Consider the following 19080-nt stretch of genomic DNA (forward strand, 5'->3'; position numbering starts at 1 on the left):
GGAGACGGTCCAAAATGTCGCGAGAAGACGAGAAGCCCACGGCGATGGAAACCCTGATCGCGACGCTGGATCTCGAAAAGCTCGAGGAAAACCTGTTTCGCGGCAACAGCCCGAAGGTCGGCTGGCAACGGGTGTTCGGCGGGCAGGTGATCGGTCAGGCGCTGATGGCGGCGCAGCGCACGGTGCCGGAAGACCGGTTCGTGCATTCGCTGCACGCCTATTTCATGCGCCCCGGCGATCCGTCGGTGCCGATCGTCTACCAGGTCGAGCGGCCGCTCGATGGCGCGAGCTTCGTCAATCGCCGGGTGCTGGCGATCCAGCATGGCAACCCGATTTTCTCCATGTCGGCTTCGTTTCACATCGATGAGCCCGGCTTCGATCACCAGTTCGACATGCCTCAGGTCACGTCGCCGGAAGAGCTGATTCCCGAACAGCAGTTCAAGGAGCTTTATCTCGAACAGGCGCCGGAGCCGGTGCGGCGCTATTGGGCACGAGAGCGGCCTATCGAGCTCAGGCCGGTTTCGCTGAAGCACTATATTTCGAAGGAGAAGCTTTCACCGTTCCAGGATGTCTGGGTTCGTGCCACCGGGCCGGTGCCGAACATGCGGCATTTCCAGGCCGCGGTGCTGGCCTACCTGTCGGATATGACGCTGCTCGATACGTCGCTGTTTCCCTATGGCGTTTCGGTCTTCGATCCGTCCGTGCAGGCTGCCAGCCTCGATCATGCCATGTGGTTTCACCGCCCGTGCACGCTCGATGACTGGCTTCTCTACGTCGAGGACAGTCCGTCGGCCTTTGGCGCACGCGGCATGACACGAGGTAGCCTCTACAGCCGCGACGGCACATTGGTTGCCTCGGTGGCGCAGGAAGGCCTGATTCGTCGCCGCACGCCTGCCTGACGTCCGACCCAAGGGCCACTTCCCAATTTTCGAAGGATGAGGGCTGCCGTCGGCGGCGTGTCGGTACGAAGTGATGCTCCGAGGCAGGCTATCTTGCGTATCGAATAATCAATTTGCCTATTTTCAGGGCAATAAAATGGCAAATTTACGACATCTGCCTTCTGGTGCCTATCCATGAGGCAACTCTGAGCGCCCGCTGCCGGCAGGCGGATTCACCTTCTTTTAAGCTTTCCTTACTGTCACATCCCTGATTCACGGGCCCGTACGACGCGTTCCATGAATCTTTTTTCCATCCCCAGGCCTGCGACGCGAAAACTGGCACGCCGCTTGTATGGATATATCCGGCTGGCTGCAGATGTGATTGCGCGGCTGGATCAGACTGCACCGCAACTGCGATGCAAGAAAAGGATGGGATGTCAGATGAAAATCATTATGGCCATTATCAAGCCGTTCAAGCTCGACGAAGTGCGTGAAGCTCTCACGGCTGTCGGCATTCAGGGCCTGACCGTTACCGAAGTGAAGGGATACGGCCGCCAGAAAGGGCATACCGAAATCTACCGCGGCACCGAATATGCCGTCAGCTTTCTGCCCAAGTTGAAAATCGAAGTCGCCGTTTCCTCCGACATGGTCGAAAAGGCCATCGAAGCCATCGGCTCCTCCGCCAAGACCGGCCAGATCGGCGACGGCAAGATCTTCGTCTACACGCTGGATCAGGCTGTCCGGATCCGCACCGGCGAAACCGATTCCGAAGCGCTATAAGTTACGGCCACAAGGGGGTTTTCTCATTATGTCGTTTTCCAAAGTTTCTTCCATTCTCGGCCGTGTAAGCCTTGCTTCCGCCGCCCTTCTTGCGCCCGTCGTAGCGGTTGCCCAGGATGCCGCAGCCGCTGCTCCCGTTCCGGACAAGGGCGACACCGCCTTCATGTTCCTGAGCACCCTGCTCGTGCTGTTCATGATCATTCCGGGCCTCGCTCTCTTCTATGGCGGCCTGCTGCGCACCAAGAACATGCTGTCCATGCTCATGCAGTGCACGGTTGTCGCCTGCACGGTCATGATCATCTGGGTACTCTACGGCTACTCGTTCGCCTTCGGCGGCGGCACCAGCGCGTTCTGGGGCGGCACCGCCAAGATGTTCCTGTCCGGCGTGACGCCGGATAGCACGGCCGCGACCTTCTCCGACGCCGTCATTCCGGAATACATCTTCATCCTGTTCCAGATGACCTTCGCAGCCATCACCCCGGCCCTGATCCTCGGTGCCTTTGCTGAGCGCATCAAGTTCGGCGCCGCCGTTCTGTTCTGCGGCCTGTGGGTCACCTTCGTCTACTTCCCGGTTGCCCACATGGTCTGGGATGCCAATGGCCTGATCTTCGGCTGGGGCGCTCTCGACTTCGCCGGCGGTACCGTCGTTCACATCAACGCCGGTGTTGCCGGTCTGATCGGCGCGCTGATGATCGGCAAGCGTGAAGGCCTTGGTCGCGACATGATGGCTCCGCACTCGCTGACGATGACCTTCATCGGCGCTGCGATGCTGTGGTTCGGCTGGTTCGGCTTCAACGCCGGTTCCAACCTGGAAGCAACGGGCGGTGCAATGCTCGCTGCGGTCAACACCTTCGTTGCCACCGCAACTGCAACGCTGTCCTGGTCGCTCGTCGAAAAGATGACCCGCGGCAAGGCTTCCATGCTGGGTGCAGCTTCCGGCATGATCGCCGGCCTGGTTGCCGTTACCCCGGCCTGCGGCACCATCGGCCCGATGGGTGCGATCGTGCTCGGCGCGCTTGTTTCTCCGCTCTGCTACTTCTTCGTATCGGTCGTGAAGAACAAGTTCGGCTATGACGACACCGCGGATGTCTTCGGCGTTCACGGCATCGGCGGCATCTTCGGCGCCATCGCCACCGGCGTCCTGACGTCCAGCGCCTTCGGTGGCACGGGTGCGGAGGATTTCTCCGTCGCCAGCCAGGTGGTCGTACAGGCCAAGGCCGTTCTCGTCACGATCCTGTGGACGGGTATCGGTTCTGCCGTGCTGTTCAAGATCACCGACATCGTCATCGGCCTTCGCGTTCCGCCGGAAGCCGAGCGCGAAGGTCTCGACCTCTCGTCGCACGGCGAAGCAGCCTATCATTCCTAATGCCTGGACGGCGCGGCTTTGGCCGCGCCGTCTGCCAATCTGCAATAAGCGGTTCCGGTTCACCCGGAGCTTCCTTGCCCGGGCCTGACAAAGGTCCGGGTCTTTTTTTGCCCGCCGGCTGCCTAGGTGTGCATGGTTAATGTGGCATTAACCGCCGTGGTTTACGGTCCCTAGCATATCCCGGAATCCGGGCTGGGGTCTCGAGATCATGCCGCCGTCGCCGCATCCGTTGCGGATCGCCATCTGCATGCTCGTCCCACCCGACCGTCTTTGAGTAAAAGTGGATTGTAGGTATGGGCAGAAGCACTTCGGCAGCAATGGACAGTCGCGCGGATCGGTTTTCCCTGACCGGGTTCGCCCTGCGGCAGGTGAAGACCTTCGCCGGGCTCGGCATTTTCATCGTCCTGGCTCTGGCGGTCGCCGCGCTGGCGACCTGGAACGTGGACGATCCGAGCCTGTCCTATGCGACCGACAACCGGCCGACGAACATCCTTGGCTCCGCGGGGGCGGTGTTCGCCGATCTCGTGATGCAGTCCCTCGGCCTTGCCAGCGTCTTTGCGCTGCTGCCCGTGCTCTCCTGGTCGCTGGCGCTGATTGCCGGCCGTCCTGTCAACCGCGTTCCGGCCCGTGTCATCGCCTGGATCGTCGGCTCCATTCTCGTTGCGGCCGTCGTCGGCTGCTTTCCGGCGCCGGTCACCTGGCCGATTCCCAACGGAACCGGCGGTTTCCTCGGTGACATGATCCTGCGGTTCCCGGCGCTTTTCGTCGGGGCCTATCCGACCGGCACTTTCGCCATGGTGCTTGCCACCATCTTCGCGGTGCCGGCGCTCTGGCTCTACGCATTCGCGGCAGGCTTCGTCGGCAAGGAAGCGCCGGTGCGCGAAGAGCGCATCGAGATGCCGGGTTCCAAGCCGCAGGCACGGACGATCGCCGAAAGCAGCCGCGATGACGAAGAGGATGAAGACGACGAGCGCGAAGGCACGGGGCTCCTCGCGCTTGGCGCGCTGGCGCACTACGCCTACACCGTTCGCGCCTGGTTCTCGCGACGCCTGGGCCTGAAGTTCAGCAGTGGCAGGTCGACCTTCGATCCGGGCGAGCCTTATGATTTCAACGACGAGGAATTCGTGACGCTGAACGCACCGCCGGTCGTGGAACCGGAAGTGCGTGGCGGTTTCGATCGTCGCGAACCGGAACTCGATGCGGGCTACGCCCCCGCAACGCGCCATGTGGTCTCCGCGCCCTCGATCTCGGTCGATGACGAGGACGAATACGACGACGATCCGCCGTTCGATGTGGAGCCGCAGCGGGTCGCGCCGCGTGTCCAGCCGCAGCCGGTCCCTTCGCCTGCCCGGATCGCCCCCGCGGCACCTGCCGCTGCTGCTCCTTCCGGCGCACGCGTCGTCGCTCCGGCCGCAGCACCCAAGCCCGGCAATCGGCTTGTTCGCGAGGCGCAGCGCTCGTTCATCGATCCGGACGGCTTCCAGCTGCCGAGCGTCCACCTGCTGGCCGAGCCGAAGAGCATAGCGCGCGATGTGACTCTGTCCCCCGAAGCGCTCGAGCAGAATGCCCGCATGCTGGAAGGCGTGCTGGAAGATTTCGGCGTCAAGGGCGAGATCATCCATGTGCGTCCCGGCCCGGTCGTCACCCTTTACGAGCTGGAACCGGCACCCGGCATCAAGTCGTCCCGCGTCATCGGCCTCGCCGACGACATCGCCCGCTCGATGAGCGCGATCTCGGCGCGTGTCGCCGTCGTTCCCGGCCGCAACGCGATCGGCATCGAATTGCCAAATCAGAAGCGCGAGACGGTCTATCTGCGCGAACTGGTCGCCAGCCGCGACTTCGAGACCAGCAAGGCGAAACTCGCCATGGCGCTCGGCAAGACGATCGGCGGCGAGAGCGTCATCGCCGATCTGGCCAAGATGCCGCACCTGCTGGTCGCCGGTACCACCGGTTCCGGTAAGTCGGTCGCCATCAACACCATGATCCTGTCTCTGCTCTACCGCATGTCGCCGGAACAGTGCCGGCTGATCATGATCGACCCGAAAATGCTGGAACTCTCCGTCTATGACGGCATCCCGCATCTGCTGTCGCCGGTCGTCACTGATCCGAAGAAAGCCGTCGTCGCGCTGAAATGGACCGTGCGCGAGATGGAAGACCGCTACAAGAAGATGTCCAAGATCGGCGTGCGCAATATCGACGGCTTCAACAGCCGGGTCGAGCAGGCGCTGGCCAAGGGCGAGCAGATCACCCGCACCGTCCAGACCGGCTTCGACCGCGAGACGGGCGAGGCGATCTACGAGACGGAAGAATTCGACCTGCAGGCCATGCCCTATATCGTCGTCATCATCGACGAAATGGCCGACCTGATGATGGTCGCCGGCAAGGACATCGAAGGCGCGGTCCAGCGTCTGGCGCAGATGGCGCGTGCCGCCGGCATTCACGTCGTCATGGCGACGCAGCGTCCGTCGGTCGACGTCATCACCGGTACCATCAAGGCGAACTTCCCGACCCGTATCTCCTTCCAGGTGACGTCGAAGATCGACAGCCGCACCATTCTCGGAGAGCAGGGCGCCGAACAGCTGCTCGGCATGGGCGACATGCTCTACATGGCCGGCGGCGGGCGCATCCAGCGCGTCCACGGTCCCTTCGTCTCCGACAATGAAGTCGAAGAGATCGTCAGCTACCTGAAGACGCAGGGCGCGCCGGAATATCTGGACGCGATCACTGCGGATGACGACGAGGATGACGATCAGGGCGGCGGGCCGTCCGGGACCTCCAATCTTGCCGATTCGGACGATCCCTACGACCAGGCGGTCGCCATCGTGCTTCGCGACGGCAAGGCCTCGACGTCCTACGTCCAGCGTCGGTTGGGCATCGGCTACAACCGCGCCGCTTCGCTCATCGAGCGGATGGAGCAGGAGGGCATCATCGGCCCGGCCAACCATGCCGGAAAGCGTGAAATCCTGGTGCCGACGGAGCGGGACATCATCGAAGGCCACAACTGATCGGGGACACGAAAAGGTGAGGTCAGCGCCTTGCCGATGTCACGAAGAAGCCTAGTTTGATTGGCAAACGGTGGGTCTGTGCAAGGAAAACGATATGAAAAACACAAAAAGTCTTCCGGCTTATAGTCTTACACGGCGTCAGTTCGCAGGAAGCCTGGCCGCTGCCGCCCTCTTTGCGTCCGTCCGTCCGACCTTTGCGGCGACGGCTGAAGGCGCGTCCGCCCAGAAGATCGCCGATCATTTCTCCTCGGTCAAAACCATGATGGGCGAATTTGTGCAGTTCGGCCCCCGTGGCGATCAGACCGGCGGCAAGTTCTATATCGAACGCCCCGGCAAGCTCAGGTTCAATTATGCCGATCCGTCGCCGATGCGCGTCATTTCGGATGGCAAGGCCGTCGTCATCGGCAACATGAAGCTCGGCACATGGGAACTTTATCCGCTGTCGAAGACGCCGCTCAGCCTGCTCTTGGCCGACCACATCGACCTGTCCGACGACATGGTCCGCGGCGTGAAGTCGGAACAGGATCTCACCACCATCGTCATGGGCAACAAGACCATTTTCGGCGATTCCACCATCACCATGATGTTCGATCCGAAGACCTTCGACCTGCGCCAGTGGACCATCCGCGACGCGCAGGGCAAGGACACGACGGTGATGATCCTCAACGTCCAGACCGGCGTTGATTTCGGTCGCCGGGTGTTCGAGATCCCCTATGACGAGGTCCGTCGCGGACGCTGACTTCAGGTCGTCTCGACGACGCCCCTGTGGATAAGAGGCGGTGCGCCGAAAGGCTGCACCGCCTTTCCTGTTCAAGGCCGGCAAATTTGCCTAAACCGTTGGGGCAATCCGACGAGGCCCGCCATGACACTTTCGATCACCACCTGGAACATCAATTCCGTGCGGCTGCGCATGCCCATCGTGGAGCAGTTCCTGAAGGCCCAGCAGCCGGATATCATCTGCCTGCAGGAGACGAAGTGCTCCAACGACCAATTCCCTTCAAAGCCGCTGAAGGCGCTCGGCTACGAGCATCTGGCGATCCATGGCCAGAAGGGCTATCACGGCGTGGCGATCGCCTCGCGCATTCCGATCACCGAGATTGCCAGCCGCGACTATTGCCAGGTAGGTGACGCACGGCACGTTTCGGTCGTCTTCGAGAAGGCCAACCGCAAGATCCGGCTGCACAATTTCTATGTGCCGGCCGGCGGCGACGAGCCGGACCGGGCGATCAATCCCAAGTTCGGCCACAAGCTCGATTTCGTCGAGGAGATGAAGCTGCTGCATGCCGAAGCCGATGCAGGCGTGTCGTCCATTCTCGTCGGCGATCTCAACATCGCGCCCTATGAGGAAGACGTCTGGTCGCACAAGCAGCTTCTGAAGATCGTCAGCCACACGCCGGTGGAGACCGAGGGGCTTCTGGAGGTCATGCAGAAGGGCGCCTGGGTCGATCTGATGCGCCAGCACGTGCCGATGACGGAAAAGCTCTACACGTGGTGGAGCTACCGCGCCAAGGACTGGGAAGCCGCCAATCGTGGTCGCCGCCTCGACCATATCTGGTCGTCGGCGGATCTGGCGCCGGCGTTGACACGGGTCGATGTGCTGAAGGAAGCGCGCGGCTGGGAGCGGCCTTCAGACCACGTCCCGGTTACGGCACATTTCGATATTTGAGCAGATAAGCCGTTACTGGAAGCGATGCCGCATCGAGGCGATGCGGCTGATGAGGGCGCTGAAGTTTTCCCTGAGGCGTTCCTCGACGATGCCGCCGATGTCGGGATATTCCTCGACCAGCCGATAGAAGAGCGCGCGGGATATCTTCAGGAGTTCGCAGTCCTCGCGTGCCACGGCGGTCAGCTTGCGGCTGACGGCGGAAATCAGCGCCAGTTCCGAAATCAGCGATCCCGGCAGGGCGATCGCCTGTTCCTCCTGGTTCCCGGCGCGGTCGACGGAAAGCATCTGCAGGCTGCCATGGACGATCACATAGGCGCAGTCGGCCGGTTCGTTCTGGCGGAAGAGAACGCCTCCGGCGCTCAAGTGCAGATGTTCAGCGCCGAATGCGATCAGCCGCAGTTGATCGCCGTTCAGTCCCTTGAACAGCGGCACTTTCGACAGAATGTTGATATCGGTGTTGAGCGCCATTCAGCGGGGATCCTACGGTACGATCTTGTAACCGCCGTTTTCGGTTACGAGAATTTCCGCATTGGACGGATCGCGTTCGATCTTCTGGCGCAGGCGGTAGACGTGGGTTTCCAACGTGTGGGTTGTCACACCGGAGTTGTAGCCCCAGACCTCCTCCAGCAGCACGTCGCGGGTGACGACCTTCTGCTCGGCCCTATAGAGGAAGCGGATGATCGCGGCTTCCTTTTCCGTCAGCCGGATCTTCTTGCCGGCTTCGTCCGTCAAGAGCTTCTGGCTCGGCTTGAACAGATAGGGGCCGATGTTGAAGGTCGCGTCCTCGCTCTGCTCGTGCTGGCGGAGCTGCGCCCGGATGCGGGCGAGCAGGACGGCGAAGCGGAACGGCTTGGTGACGTAGTCGTTGGCGCCGGCTTCCAGGCCGAGGATCGTGTCGGCATCGGTGTCGTGGCCCGTCAGCATGATAATCGGCGCCTTGAAGCCGCCCTTGCGCAGGAGCTTCACCGCCTCGCGGCCGTCCATGTCCGGCAGGCCGACATCCATGACCAGAAGATCGACCGGGTTGGCGCGCGCGGTCTGGATACACTTGGTTGCCGTCGCTTCCTGAAGAATGTTGAATTCGTCATAGAGCGAGAGCTGTTCCGTCAGCGTCTCCCTGAGATCGTCATCGTCATCGACCAGCAAGATGGTACGGGCTGTCATGCGTGTGCCTTTTCTCGAGCAATGGCTGACCGCCGGACGAAAAATCGTTCTGGCAAATCAGGGAATGGTGTACCGGTTTTTCCGGGATAAGGCAAAATGCCTGTCCCGATTGGAGAGCCAGCAAGGGCGAAAGTCTGTGAACAAACGGGTCAATACAACCGGCGGAATGATAAAGCCAAGACAAAACAGCGTGATCGCCGTTCGGCGGAGCCCGCTGGACGCGCGGCGCGGCCTCCTGCGGCTGGAGCATTTGGCCATCCCGACCGCGCTTGGGCGGTCAGGGATCGGCAGTAGCAAGCGGGAAGGGGACGGCAAGACGCCGCGGGCGGCGATGCGGCTCCTGTACGGCTTCTACCGGGCCGACCGGATCATGCGGCCCGCCACGCGCCTCCCGCTGATTGCGCTGAAACCGGGCATGCTGTGGTGCGATGCGCCGAACCATCCTGCCTATAACCGTCTTGTCAATGCTCCGTTTCCCGCGAGCCACGAGACGTTGATGCGGGAGGATCACCTCTATGACGTCTGCCTGGTGATGGACTGGAACATTCCCTCGCGTCGGCGTGGCGGGGGATCGGCGATCTTCCTGCATCTCGCCCGCCCCGGATATCGCCCGACGGAGGGTTGCGTGGCGGTCAGCCTCACGGACATGCGCAAGCTGTTGTCCATTGCCCGCTATGGAACTGTCGTCAAGGTCCTGTGACGTTCGCTACGAGAGGCCACGAGGCGTCACAAACCGTTCCAGCCGGCCGCTCTTCGGTGTGAGGCCCGACCAGTCCGCCTCGGAGAAGTCGATGACGGCTAGGCCAGCGGTCGGGAACTTGCGAGCGAGGTTACCCGTGTCCTCGCCGTCGCGAAGGAGCGCCAGCGCCAGATCCTGAAGTCCCGGATTGTGCCCGATCACCAGAAGAGTGGTGCACCTTGATGTCTGGCTTCGGATGACGTCTGCAATGCGTTCGGCCGGCGCTTCGTAAATGTCGCCGAGATACCCAGCGTCCGCATCTTTCGCCACATGGGCCTGAACCCGCGACCAGGTCTGGCGCGTGCGCAAAGCCGTCGAGACGATAACCCGGTCCGGGACCAGGCCTTCCCTTGCCATATATGCGCCCATTGCCGGCGCCGCCTTTTGGCCACGGGGGGCCAGTGGCCGGTCGTGATCGTCCACCCCATCCGGCCAGGCGGACTTGGCGTGGCGCAACAGCATCAGACGTGGCATATCATACCTCTCTCTCGGGCTAGGCCCGAAGGATGTGCGGCAGGGGTTATCAAATTCATGTCTTGCCCTAGGTATAGGTTCGACCTGAATTCCTTGCCGGCGTCATTCCGACTGCCGGTGCCGCCGATCCGGTGGAAAACTCAAGAGACAATCTGGAGGATCAGCATGAGCAGTCAACCAACAATCGCGCTCAACGATGGCAATTCCATTCCGCAGGTGGGCCTCGGCGTCTGGCAGACACCGGACGAGACCGCGGCGCCTGCGGTTCGTGCGGCGATAGGGGCGGGTTATCGCCATGTCGATACGGCGGCGGTCTATGAGAACGAGCACGGCGTCGGCGAGGGCATCCGGACATCGGGCGTTGCGCGCTCCGAAATCTTCCTGACGACCAAGCTCTGGAACGACCGCCAGGGCTATGATTCGACGATGCAGGCATTCGACGAAAGCCTGAAGCGGCTCGGAACGGACTATGTCGACCTTTATCTCATCCACTGGCCGTCGCCGCATCGCGGTCTCTTCGGTGACAGCTGGAAGGCCTTCGTCAAGCTGAAGGAGGAGGGCCGCGTCCGTTCGATCGGCGTTTCCAATTTCGGTGCCGAGCATCTGAAGCAGATCATTTCGGAAACCGGTGTCACCCCGGTGCTGAACCAGGTCGAGCTGCACCCGGATTTCCAGCAGCGTGCGCTGCGCAATGTGCACTCCGCCCTCGGCATCGCCACCGAATCCTGGAGCCCGCTGGGTCAGGGCAAGCTGCTGTCGAACGACACGATCGCCGGCATCGCCAAGAAGCACGGCCGTACGCCGGCGCAGATCATCATCCGCTGGCACATCGAAAACGGCTTGGTCGTCATCCCCAAGTCGGTCAATCCGGATCGAATCGCGGAAAACTTCCAGGTCTTCGACTTCTCGCTGGATGCCGACGACATGGCGACGCTGGACGGTCTCGATTCGGCTTCCGCGCGGATCGGGCCCGATCCGGTGACCGCGACGTTCTGATCTGCCGGCCGACGGCGGCTACTTGTCCACGAGCTTCAGGACCTTGTCGAACACCTTGAGGACCTGCTGCAATTCATGGCCGCGTTTGAGGATGCGGCCATCGGTGTTGATCACCGAATATGCGCCCTGTTTTGTTGCAAGCTTGGGGTTCTTCTCGACGCGGTAAAGCGGCATTTCGCCGGATCGCTTGAAGATGGAGAAGACCGCGCGATCCTTCAGGTGATCGATCGCGTAGTCGCGCCATTCGCCCTCGCCGACCATGCGGCCGTAGATCCTGAGGATGAGATCGAGTTCTCGGCGGTGGAACGTGACCGGCAGCGGATCCTTGGCCTTGCGGTACTCCTGGAGATCGACAACGATCGGCGAAGTGCCCGACACGTTCTCCGAGCGGTAAGGCCCTTCTGTCGAATCAGTCATATCTCTCCCGCAGCATGAACATGACAACGTCATGTCAGTTTGCCCCAGATGTCGCAAAATGCAAGGGGAGCGATGGTTCCGCCGGGTAGCGCCGGTTGCGGGCCATTAATCCCGCACGCGCCGCATTTCAGTCAAAACTCAGCCGCATTTCCGGGTGACAGTGTGATCGTTGCCTGGCGCCCTAGCGCCAATCATGGTCCGGTCCTGGTTCATTGCCCCCAACCCCAGCCCCAAAATGAGCCAAGGCCGGACCACTTCCTTTCCGGAGACCGGCAGCAACATTCCAAAGACATGACAGGTCAGTTCTTCGCCATCACGGTGGTCGCGCCGCGTATGGCTTTCGGCGTGCCGTCCTCGGCATATTCCTGCAGCAACACGGCGCAGCCATTGCCCTTGACGTTCTTGAAGACGCTCTTGGGCAGGCTGATCTTCAGGTCGCTGCCATTCCACATGCCGACGGTCTGCACGTCCGTCACGCTGTGCCAGTAGGTCACCGTCCGGCCGTTGTTTTCACCGGCCTTGATGTCGACTGTGCGCTTGTCGTTGAAGTAGACCACCACGACGTCGGCCTTGCCGGTGCCCTTGCCGATCTCGATATCGAGTTCGTTGCCGTTCATCGCCGCGCGGACGGGAACCGTCATGCCTTCGCCATCGGCTTGCTGCTTCGTCAATCGCGCGTTGATGCCGGCAACGTCGGAGCCGATGATGTGGTCGCGTCCGTTGAGGACCGCCTGCGGCGTGTAGACGCCGCTGCGGCCGAGCGTCTTCGCGTAGCCGTACTGGCGAGCCGTAAAGGCCGGTGCGCTCATCGTGTCGGGCCAGCCGAGCGAATTCCAGTAGTCGACATGGTAGGACAGGCCGACAATGTCCCCCTGCTGGATCAGCTTGCCGAGCGCCGCGTCGGCAGGCGGACAGGAGGAGCACCCTTGAGAGGTGAAGAGTTCCACGACGCCTTTCGGCGTGCCGTCGGCATTTGCCAGTCCGCCCGACAGCAGCAGCGCTGTCAGTGCAGTCATGATCGTTTTCATGTTCATTCCCTGTGAGGCGGGCATGGCGCCGCCTCTTCTATCCGAGTGATTATCCTGAACATAGTGAAGGCGCGCTTCAACAGGAATTCACTTTGGGGTGAGCGTGGCGAGAGTGAATATCGATCACCAAGGCACGCACTCCCTTGCGTACCTGAGCTGGATCGGCGAGCCTCGACGGGAAGTCATGTTCCCACGAGAATACAGAGGAGCCTCCATGCCCGTCATCCGACTGGCCGACGCCATAGTTGAGCGTCCCGACCCATCCAATCCCGATCCGGAGCTTGGCACCTATTGGGCGGCGCTCTTCAGCGACACTGGGGGCCTCACCCAGTTCGGCGCCTTTCTCGAGGTGCTGCCGCCGGGTTCGAAATCCTCCCACCAGCATTGGCATGAGTGCGAAGATGAATTCGTCTATATGCTGGAAGGCGAGGTGGTGCTGCTGGAGGGTGACACGGAGACAGTCATGAGGCCTGGGGATGCTGCGACCTTCAAGGCCGGCGTTGCGCTCGGCCACCGGCTGGAAAACCGGTCGACCGCCGATGCGCGCTATCTTGTCGTTGGGACGCGGTCCCAGAATGATATCGTGCATTATTCCACCAAGGACCGGCTGCTGACGAAAACGGACGGCCGGAAAGTTCTGACCGACCGGGCGGGAAATCCCATAACCCCCTAGCGGTCATGCTTCGGGGTATTGCACCTTGTCCGTCCCGGCCATGGGTGAACGTTGCTCCGCCGGCCGGGCCCGCAGGGTGCGGTTCCGGCCGGCTGCCTTGGCGCTGTAGAGCGCCTCGTCGGCGCGCTTGAAGACATCCCGCAGCCATTCGGTTCCGCGTGTTTCGGTGACCCCGAAACTCGCCGTGATGCCGCCGCGCGCAAGCGGCTCCAGCCTGAGATTTTCCATCGCTTTCCTGACACGCTCGGCGATCTGCCAGCCCTCGTCCAGCGGTGTATCGGGCAGAACCATGCAGAATTCCTCGCCGCCGATGCGGGCCGCGATGTCGAAGCTGCGCAGACAGGTGCGCAAGACCTCGCCGGTCGCAACCAGCACGCTGTCGCCGACGTCGTGCCCGTGGCGATCGTTGATCGATTTGAAGTTGTCGAGGTCGAACAGCACGACGGACAGCGGCTTGCCGCTCCGTCCCGCCTTGGCGATTTCCTCCTCCAGCCGTTCCGTCAGCCACCGGCGATTGCCGAGGCCGGTCATATCGTCGGACAATGCCTGCCGGCTGAGCCTTTTCACCGTCGCCCCCATGTCCCGGGTCATCGCGTCGATCGCATCCGAAAGGACGCCAATCTCGTCCTCCCTGCCGGGGCATGACGGGCTCCAGGGCGCGCCACCGGGCTGGTGGGCGCGCAGCGCCGAGGCCATGGCGCGCAGGGGACGCAGATAGATATTGAGGATCACGAGACAGGAGACCGTGCCGACGAGCGTGGCGGCCGTCAGCAGGATGAGGATGCTTTTCGTATCCAGTGCAAAGCCGAAGGAGAGATAGGCGACGGCGGCAATCAGGGGCAGGTGAATGCAGGCGAAGCAGGTGACGAATATCTTCAGCGTCAATGACTTGCGAAGAACCCGCGTGACAGAACTCAAAGCTGGCATAATCGGTGAGTGACCTTCCCGTATTGTCTGTCCCAAGCCCTGTCGCCGGCCCAAACTAGGGGCCGGTATTTACCGAATTGCTAATAAGCGAACGGAAATTTTAACGACAAGCGCCATCCGGCATATTCGTCCACAGCCGTCACCCGGCGAGGGCAGCGGCTGCACCGTGATTGATATTAAACCATGTGGTTGACTATTGTCTGTGGTCATGTATATTCAACCGCATGGTTAAGCAACAAGATCCTGAGCTCGATATCATCTTCCACGCCCTTGGCGACGCAACGCGTCGCCGGATGCTCGGCGACCTGATCGATGGTGAGAAGACCGTGAGCCAGCTCGCGGAGCCCTTCTCCATGTCGCTCGCCGCCGCGTCGAAGCACATCAAGGCGCTGGAAAATGCCGGACTCATTCGCCGCGAGGTGCGCGGGCGGGTCCATCTCTGCCGTCTCGATCCAGGCCCGCTCGCCTCCGCCAGCCGATGGCTCAGCGTCTACGAGCGCTTCTGGACCGGCCGTCTCGACATGCTGGAGCAGCTCTTGCGCAATGACGACCAGCACAATGCCAACGATCCCGAAAAAGGAGAGAGAGAATGACCGATACCCTCACCTTGGATGGCTACGGCACACTGACCGAGCCCGCGACGCTGAAGATCGAAAGACTGCTTCCCGGTCCCGTCGAGCGGGTGTGGGCCTATCTCACCGACAGCGACAAGCGCCGCCAGTGGCTTGCCGGCGGAGAGATGACCATGGCGGTCGGCGCGCCCTTCAAGCTGACTTGGCGCAACGACGAGCTGACCGATCCGCCGGGCAACCGTCCGGCCGATTTCGGCGACGAGCACAGCATGGAGACCCGCATCACCGAACTGCATGCGCCCTACCGGCTGGCCTTTGCCTGGGGCGAACGCGGCGAGGTGGTGATCGACCTCGACCCGCAAGGCGACAAAGTGCTGCTGACGCTCGTTCACAAGCGCATCTCGGACCGCAAGAACGAAGTCATGATCGGCGCCGGCTGGCACGCCCATCTCGACATCCTCGCCGCCAGGATTTCAGGCACCCGGCCGGAGCCTTTCTGGGATCACTGGCTCGCGCTGAAGGAGGAGTACGAGGCGCGGATTCCGAAGTGAGGCAGCTTTTGAAAGCGCAGTAAGCCATGCACGATAAAAAACCGCCGGGTGATCTCTCACCCGGCGGCTTTTGTTATTCGCAAGCCTCTCCCGATCCCGGGGGAAGCCCGGGGATCGGGATGCCATCTGTATCAGGCGGCCAGCTGACGGAGAACCGTCTGCAGAATGCCGCCGTTGTTGACGTAGGTGACTTCGTCGAGCGTGTCGATGCGGCAGATGATCGGGATATCCTTCACCGTGCCGTCGCCGTAGGTGACCTTGGCGATCTTCTTCTCGCGCGGCTTTACGCCGTCGAGGCCTTCGATCGACACGGTCTCGTCACCCTTCAGGCCGAGGCTTTCCCAGGTCGTGCCTTCCTCGAAGACGAAGGGCACGATGCCCATGCCGACGAGGTTGGAGCGGTGGATACGCTCGAAGGACTGGGCGATGACGGCGCGGACGCCGAGCAGGTTGGTGCCCTTGGCAGCCCAGTCACGCGACGAGCCGTTGCCGTATTCGACGCCGGCGAAGATGACGAGCGGAACGCCCTCTTCCTTGTACTTCATGGCCGCATCGTAGATCGACATCTCTTCCTTCGACGGATAGTGGATGGTGTAGCCACCTTCCTTGCCGTTCGGACCGAGCATGTGGTTGCGGATGCGGATGTTGGCAAACGTGCCGCGCATCATGACTTCATGGTTGCCGCGGCGCGTGCCGTACTGGTTGAAGTCCGCCACGCCGACGCCATGCTCGGTGAGGTAGGCACCAGCCGGCGATGCGGCCTTGATGGAGCCTGCCGGCGAGATGTGGTCGGTGGTGATCTTGTCGCCGAAGAGGCCGAGGACGCGGGCGCCCTTGATGTCGGTGACGCCAGCGGCCTGCATGCCCATGCCGACGAAGTAGGGCGGGTTCTGCACATAGGTCGAATCATTGTCCCAGGTGTAGGTCTGGCCCGATGGGGCCTGCACGGCCTGCCAGTTCTCGTCACCCTTGAAGACGTCGGCGTACTTGGCCGCGTAAAGCTCGCGGGTCACGTACTTCATGACGAATTCCTGGATTTCCTTCGACGACGGCCAGATGTCCTTCAGGTAGACCGGGCCGTCCTTGCCTTCGCCGATCGGCTCGGAGGTCAGGTCCATCTGGACCGAACCGGCGAGCGCGTAGGCGACGACGAGCGGCGGGGAGGCGAGATAGTTCGCCTGGACGTCCGGGGACACGCGGCCTTCGAAGTTGCGGTTGCCGGAGAGAACGCCGGCGGCAATCAGGCCCTTGTCGTTGATCGTCTTGGAGATCGGGGCCGGCAGCGGGCCGGAGTTGCCGATGCAGGTCGTGCAGCCGAAGCCGACGAGGTTGAAGCCCAGCGAGTCCAAGTCCTTCTGCAGGCCCGAATTGGAGAGATACTCCGCAACCACCTGCGATCCGGGAGCGAGCGAGGTCTTGACCCACGGCTTGGTCTTCAGGCCCTTGGCAACGGCGTTGCGGGCGAGAAGGCCGGCGGCGATCAGGACGCTCGGGTTCGAGGTGTTGGTGCAGGAAGTGATCGCGGCAATCGCGACGTCGCCATGACCAAGATCGTAGTCGGTGCCTTCAACCGCGTAGCGATTGGAGAGCTGGCCCGGCTTCTTGTAGTCGTTCTCGAGAGCGGTCGCGAAGTTCGGCGCGATGGTTTCGAGCGCGAGGCGGCCTTCCGGACGCTTCGGGCCGGCCATCGACGGCACGACGTCGCCGAGGTCGAGTTCCAGCGTGTCGGTGAAGACGAGGTCGGAGCCGTCGCCATCGCGCCACATGCCCTGCGCCTTGGAATAGGCTTCAACGAGCGCGATGCGCTCTTCAGTGCGGCCGGACATGGTCAGGTAGTTGACGGTTTCGCCGTCGACCGGGAAGAAGCCGCAGGTCGCGCCGTATTCCGGACCCATGTTGCCGATCGTCGCGCGGTCGGCGAGCGTCATGTTGTCGAGGCCGGGGCCGAAGAATTCGACGAATTTGGAAACCACGCCCTTCTTGCGCAGCATCTGAACGACGGTCAGGACCAGGTCGGTTGCCGTGCAGCCTTCCTTCAGCTTGCCGGTCAGCTTGAAGCCGACTACTTCCGGCAGCAGCATGGATACCGGCTGGCCGAGCATGGCAGCTTCGGCCTCGATGCCGCCCACGCCCCAGCCGAGAACGCCGAGACCGTTGATCATCGTGGTGTGGCTGTCGGTGCCGACGCAGGTGTCGGGGTAGGCGACGGTGTCGCCGTCCTCGTCCTTCGTCCAGACGGTCTGGCCGAGATATTCGAGGTTGACCTGGTGACAGATGCCGGTGCCGGGCGGAACCACGCGGAAGTTTTCAAACGCCTGCTGGCCCCACTTCAGGAAGCGGTAGCGCTCGCCGTTGCGCTGGTATTCCAGCTCGACGTTGCGGGCAAATGCGGTCGGGGTGCCGAATTCGTCGACGATGACCGAGTGGTCGATGACGAGGTCGACGGGGACGAGCGGGTTGATCTTTTCCGGATCGCCGCCGAGGTTGACCATCGCGTCACGCATGGCGGCGAGGTCGACGACGGCCGGCACGCCGGTGAAGTCCTGCATGAGGACGCGGGCCGGACGGTAGGCGATTTCATGTTCCGTCTTGCCCTTGTTGGCAAGCCAGGCGGCGACAGCTTCGATGTCGGCTTTGGTAACCGAGCGGCCGTCTTCGTTGCGAAGCAGGTTTTCCAGAAGAACCTTCATGGAATAGGGAAGCTTCGAAACGCCGGCGAGACCGTTGGCCTCGGCTTTCGGGATCGAGAAATAGACATAGTCCTTGCCGTTGACGGACAAGGTGGTGCGACAATTGAAACTGTCCAGTGATTTAGCCACGGATAGAACCCCGCTTCGTCTGATCAGCCAAAACTGACGTGCGAACGCCCGGCGCATTTGAAGCGCAAATGGGATGCGGGTGCGACCATTTCCGCTGTCCGCACGTGAGAACCAGAAAGGTTTTCATGTTCGGCGCTTGGATAATGAACACGCCGGCCGCTGGCGTGGTTGCGGGCGTTATAGATAATTTCTAAGAAAGGTGCCAGACCATTCAGCGGTCAATTTCTATATTTTTTGCAATGCGCAAAATCGCTTGCCGCAGGACCGAGACAGGATACGCCTTCGCTCATGAAGCTCACCGTCGAAAATGTTTCCGCCCGGCGCGGGGAGGATCTGCTGTTCCGCAACATCGCGTTCGAGCTTCAATCCGGCGAGGCCCTGCTTCTGACCGGCAAGAACGGTTCGGGAAAGTCGACGTTGATTCGCGTGCTGGCGGGCCTCATTCGGCCGGAGACCGGAAGCGTCGTCTTTACCGGCGTTGATGGCTCGACCGAGCATCCGCTGCGGGAAGCGAGCCACTATCTCGGCCACCGCAATGCCATGAAGCAGGAACTGACGGTCGAGGAGAACCTCCTCTTCTGGCAGTCCTTCATGGGCGATTTCGACGGCAATATGCGCGTCGATATCCGCGCGGCGGCGGAGGTCGTCGGCCTGGCGGGCATCCTTCATCTTCCCTACGGCTACCTGTCGGCCGGCCAGCAGCGGCGTTTCGCCATGGCCAAGCTCCTGACCGCCTATCGCCCGGTCTGGCTGCTCGACGAGCCGACCGCGGCCCTTGACGCCAGCGCCGACCGGATGTTCGCCCGCCTGGTCGAAACCCACCTCGCCATCGGCGGCATCGTGATCGCCGCCACCCACCAGCCGCTCGGGCTCAAGGATACCAAGGAGCTGACGATGAAGGGGTTCGAGTACCTGGAGGAGGAGGTTTGATCTTGGCGACCTTGTCATCTGCCGTCAAAAGACCCTCTCTGCCCTGCCGGGCATCTCCCCCACAGTGGGGGAGAAGACTCGCGGCCGGGCCTCAT

19 protein-coding genes are annotated in these 19080 nt (G+C 62.1%); 12 read left to right on the plus strand and 7 right to left on the minus strand.

All coding sequences use genetic code 11. The features are described 5' to 3' along the window. Positions 1–14: 14 nt before the first annotated feature. The 6 genes from ACU5AY_RS18315 (at position 15) to xth (ending at position 7695) form a co-directional block, all read left to right on the plus strand. Positions 15–899 carry an acyl-CoA thioesterase gene (locus tag ACU5AY_RS18315; protein WP_446827266.1) on the plus strand — a complete coding sequence of 295 codons (885 nt, stop codon included), beginning with the start codon at positions 15–17 and terminating at the stop codon, positions 897–899. Positions 900–1307: 408 nt separating this feature from the next. Further along, entirely contained in the window at positions 1308–1658 is a 351-nt protein-coding gene (locus ACU5AY_RS18320; RefSeq protein WP_315972606.1) for a P-II family nitrogen regulator, read from the plus strand. A gap of 28 nt (positions 1659–1686) precedes the next feature. Then, positions 1687–3024, plus strand: coding sequence for an ammonium transporter (locus ACU5AY_RS18325; RefSeq protein ID WP_446822483.1), 1338 nt, complete (start codon positions 1687–1689; stop codon positions 3022–3024). 293 nt (positions 3025–3317) lie between these two features. Further along, complete coding sequence (locus tag ACU5AY_RS18330; protein ID WP_446827267.1) at positions 3318–6029, plus strand: DNA translocase FtsK 4TM domain-containing protein; 2712 nt, start codon at positions 3318–3320, stop codon at positions 6027–6029. A 94-nt stretch (positions 6030–6123) separates the two neighbouring features. After that, the gene (locus tag ACU5AY_RS18335) at positions 6124–6768 is read left to right on the plus strand and encodes an outer membrane lipoprotein carrier protein LolA (protein WP_446827268.1); all 645 of its coding nucleotides are present in this window, start codon (positions 6124–6126) and stop codon (positions 6766–6768) included. 123 nt (positions 6769–6891) lie between these two features. Continuing rightward, entirely contained in the window at positions 6892–7695 is an 804-nt protein-coding gene (gene xth / locus ACU5AY_RS18340) for an exodeoxyribonuclease III (RefSeq protein ID WP_446822486.1), read from the plus strand. Between the two features lie 12 nt (positions 7696–7707). Here xth and ACU5AY_RS18345 read toward each other — a convergent pair whose 3' ends face one another. Both ACU5AY_RS18345 and ACU5AY_RS18350 read right to left on the minus strand, forming a co-directional pair. Next, complete coding sequence (locus ACU5AY_RS18345) at positions 7708–8163, minus strand: cyclic nucleotide-binding domain-containing protein (RefSeq protein ID WP_446827269.1); 456 nt, start codon at positions 8161–8163, stop codon at positions 7708–7710. 12 nt (positions 8164–8175) lie between these two features. Then, on the minus strand, positions 8176–8859 hold the full coding sequence (locus tag ACU5AY_RS18350) for a response regulator transcription factor (RefSeq protein ID WP_261928461.1): 684 nt from the start codon (positions 8857–8859) through the stop codon (positions 8176–8178). Between the two features lie 136 nt (positions 8860–8995). On the opposite strand from ACU5AY_RS18350, the gene ACU5AY_RS18355 reads away from it, so the two are divergent. After that, positions 8996–9559 carry a L,D-transpeptidase family protein gene (locus ACU5AY_RS18355; RefSeq protein ID WP_446829059.1) on the plus strand — a complete coding sequence of 188 codons (564 nt, stop codon included), beginning with the start codon at positions 8996–8998 and terminating at the stop codon, positions 9557–9559. Positions 9560–9565: 6 nt separating this feature from the next. On the opposite strand, the gene ACU5AY_RS18360 is transcribed toward ACU5AY_RS18355, so the two are convergent. After that, positions 9566–10072, minus strand: a complete 507-nt coding sequence (locus tag ACU5AY_RS18360) for a SixA phosphatase family protein (protein ID WP_446827270.1) — start codon at positions 10070–10072, stop codon at positions 9566–9568. 165 nt (positions 10073–10237) lie between these two features. Between ACU5AY_RS18360 and ACU5AY_RS18365 the strand changes: the two genes are divergently transcribed. Next, complete coding sequence (locus ACU5AY_RS18365; protein WP_446827271.1) at positions 10238–11068, plus strand: aldo/keto reductase; 831 nt, start codon at positions 10238–10240, stop codon at positions 11066–11068. 18 nt (positions 11069–11086) lie between these two features. On the opposite strand, the gene ACU5AY_RS18370 is transcribed toward ACU5AY_RS18365, so the two are convergent. Both ACU5AY_RS18370 and ACU5AY_RS18375 read right to left on the minus strand, forming a co-directional pair. Then, entirely contained in the window at positions 11087–11485 is a 399-nt protein-coding gene (locus ACU5AY_RS18370) for a DUF2794 domain-containing protein (protein WP_446827272.1), read from the minus strand. 299 nt (positions 11486–11784) lie between these two features. After that, entirely contained in the window at positions 11785–12519 is a 735-nt protein-coding gene (locus ACU5AY_RS18375) for a DUF1223 domain-containing protein (RefSeq protein WP_446829060.1), read from the minus strand. A gap of 208 nt (positions 12520–12727) precedes the next feature. On the opposite strand from ACU5AY_RS18375, the gene ACU5AY_RS18380 reads away from it, so the two are divergent. Further along, complete coding sequence (locus ACU5AY_RS18380; RefSeq protein WP_446827273.1) at positions 12728–13186, plus strand: cupin domain-containing protein; 459 nt, start codon at positions 12728–12730, stop codon at positions 13184–13186. Between the two features lie 3 nt (positions 13187–13189). Here the strand turns inward: ACU5AY_RS18380 and ACU5AY_RS18385 are convergent, their stop codons facing one another. Beyond that, positions 13190–14113, minus strand: a complete 924-nt coding sequence (locus ACU5AY_RS18385) for a GGDEF domain-containing protein (RefSeq protein WP_446827274.1) — start codon at positions 14111–14113, stop codon at positions 13190–13192. A 224-nt stretch (positions 14114–14337) separates the two neighbouring features. On the opposite strand from ACU5AY_RS18385, the gene ACU5AY_RS18390 reads away from it, so the two are divergent. Beyond that, positions 14338–14706, plus strand: a complete 369-nt coding sequence (locus ACU5AY_RS18390) for an ArsR/SmtB family transcription factor (protein WP_446827275.1) — start codon at positions 14338–14340, stop codon at positions 14704–14706. Then, on the plus strand, positions 14703–15236 hold the full coding sequence (locus tag ACU5AY_RS18395; protein WP_446827276.1) for an SRPBCC family protein: 534 nt from the start codon (positions 14703–14705) through the stop codon (positions 15234–15236). Before ACU5AY_RS18390 ends, ACU5AY_RS18395 begins: the two co-directional genes overlap by 4 nt. A gap of 131 nt (positions 15237–15367) precedes the next feature. Here ACU5AY_RS18395 and acnA read toward each other — a convergent pair whose 3' ends face one another. Further along, positions 15368–18055 (minus strand): aconitate hydratase AcnA, encoded by a 2688-nt coding sequence (gene acnA, locus ACU5AY_RS18400; protein WP_446822495.1) that lies wholly within the window; start codon positions 18053–18055, stop codon positions 15368–15370. Positions 18056–18343: 288 nt separating this feature from the next. On the opposite strand from acnA, the gene ccmA reads away from it, so the two are divergent. Beyond that, positions 18344–18985 (plus strand): heme ABC exporter ATP-binding protein CcmA, encoded by a 642-nt coding sequence (gene ccmA, locus ACU5AY_RS18405; RefSeq protein WP_446827277.1) that lies wholly within the window; start codon positions 18344–18346, stop codon positions 18983–18985. The last annotated feature ends 95 nt before the right edge of the window (positions 18986–19080 follow it).

The organism is Rhizobium sp. PAMB 3174, from assembly GCF_052908375.1.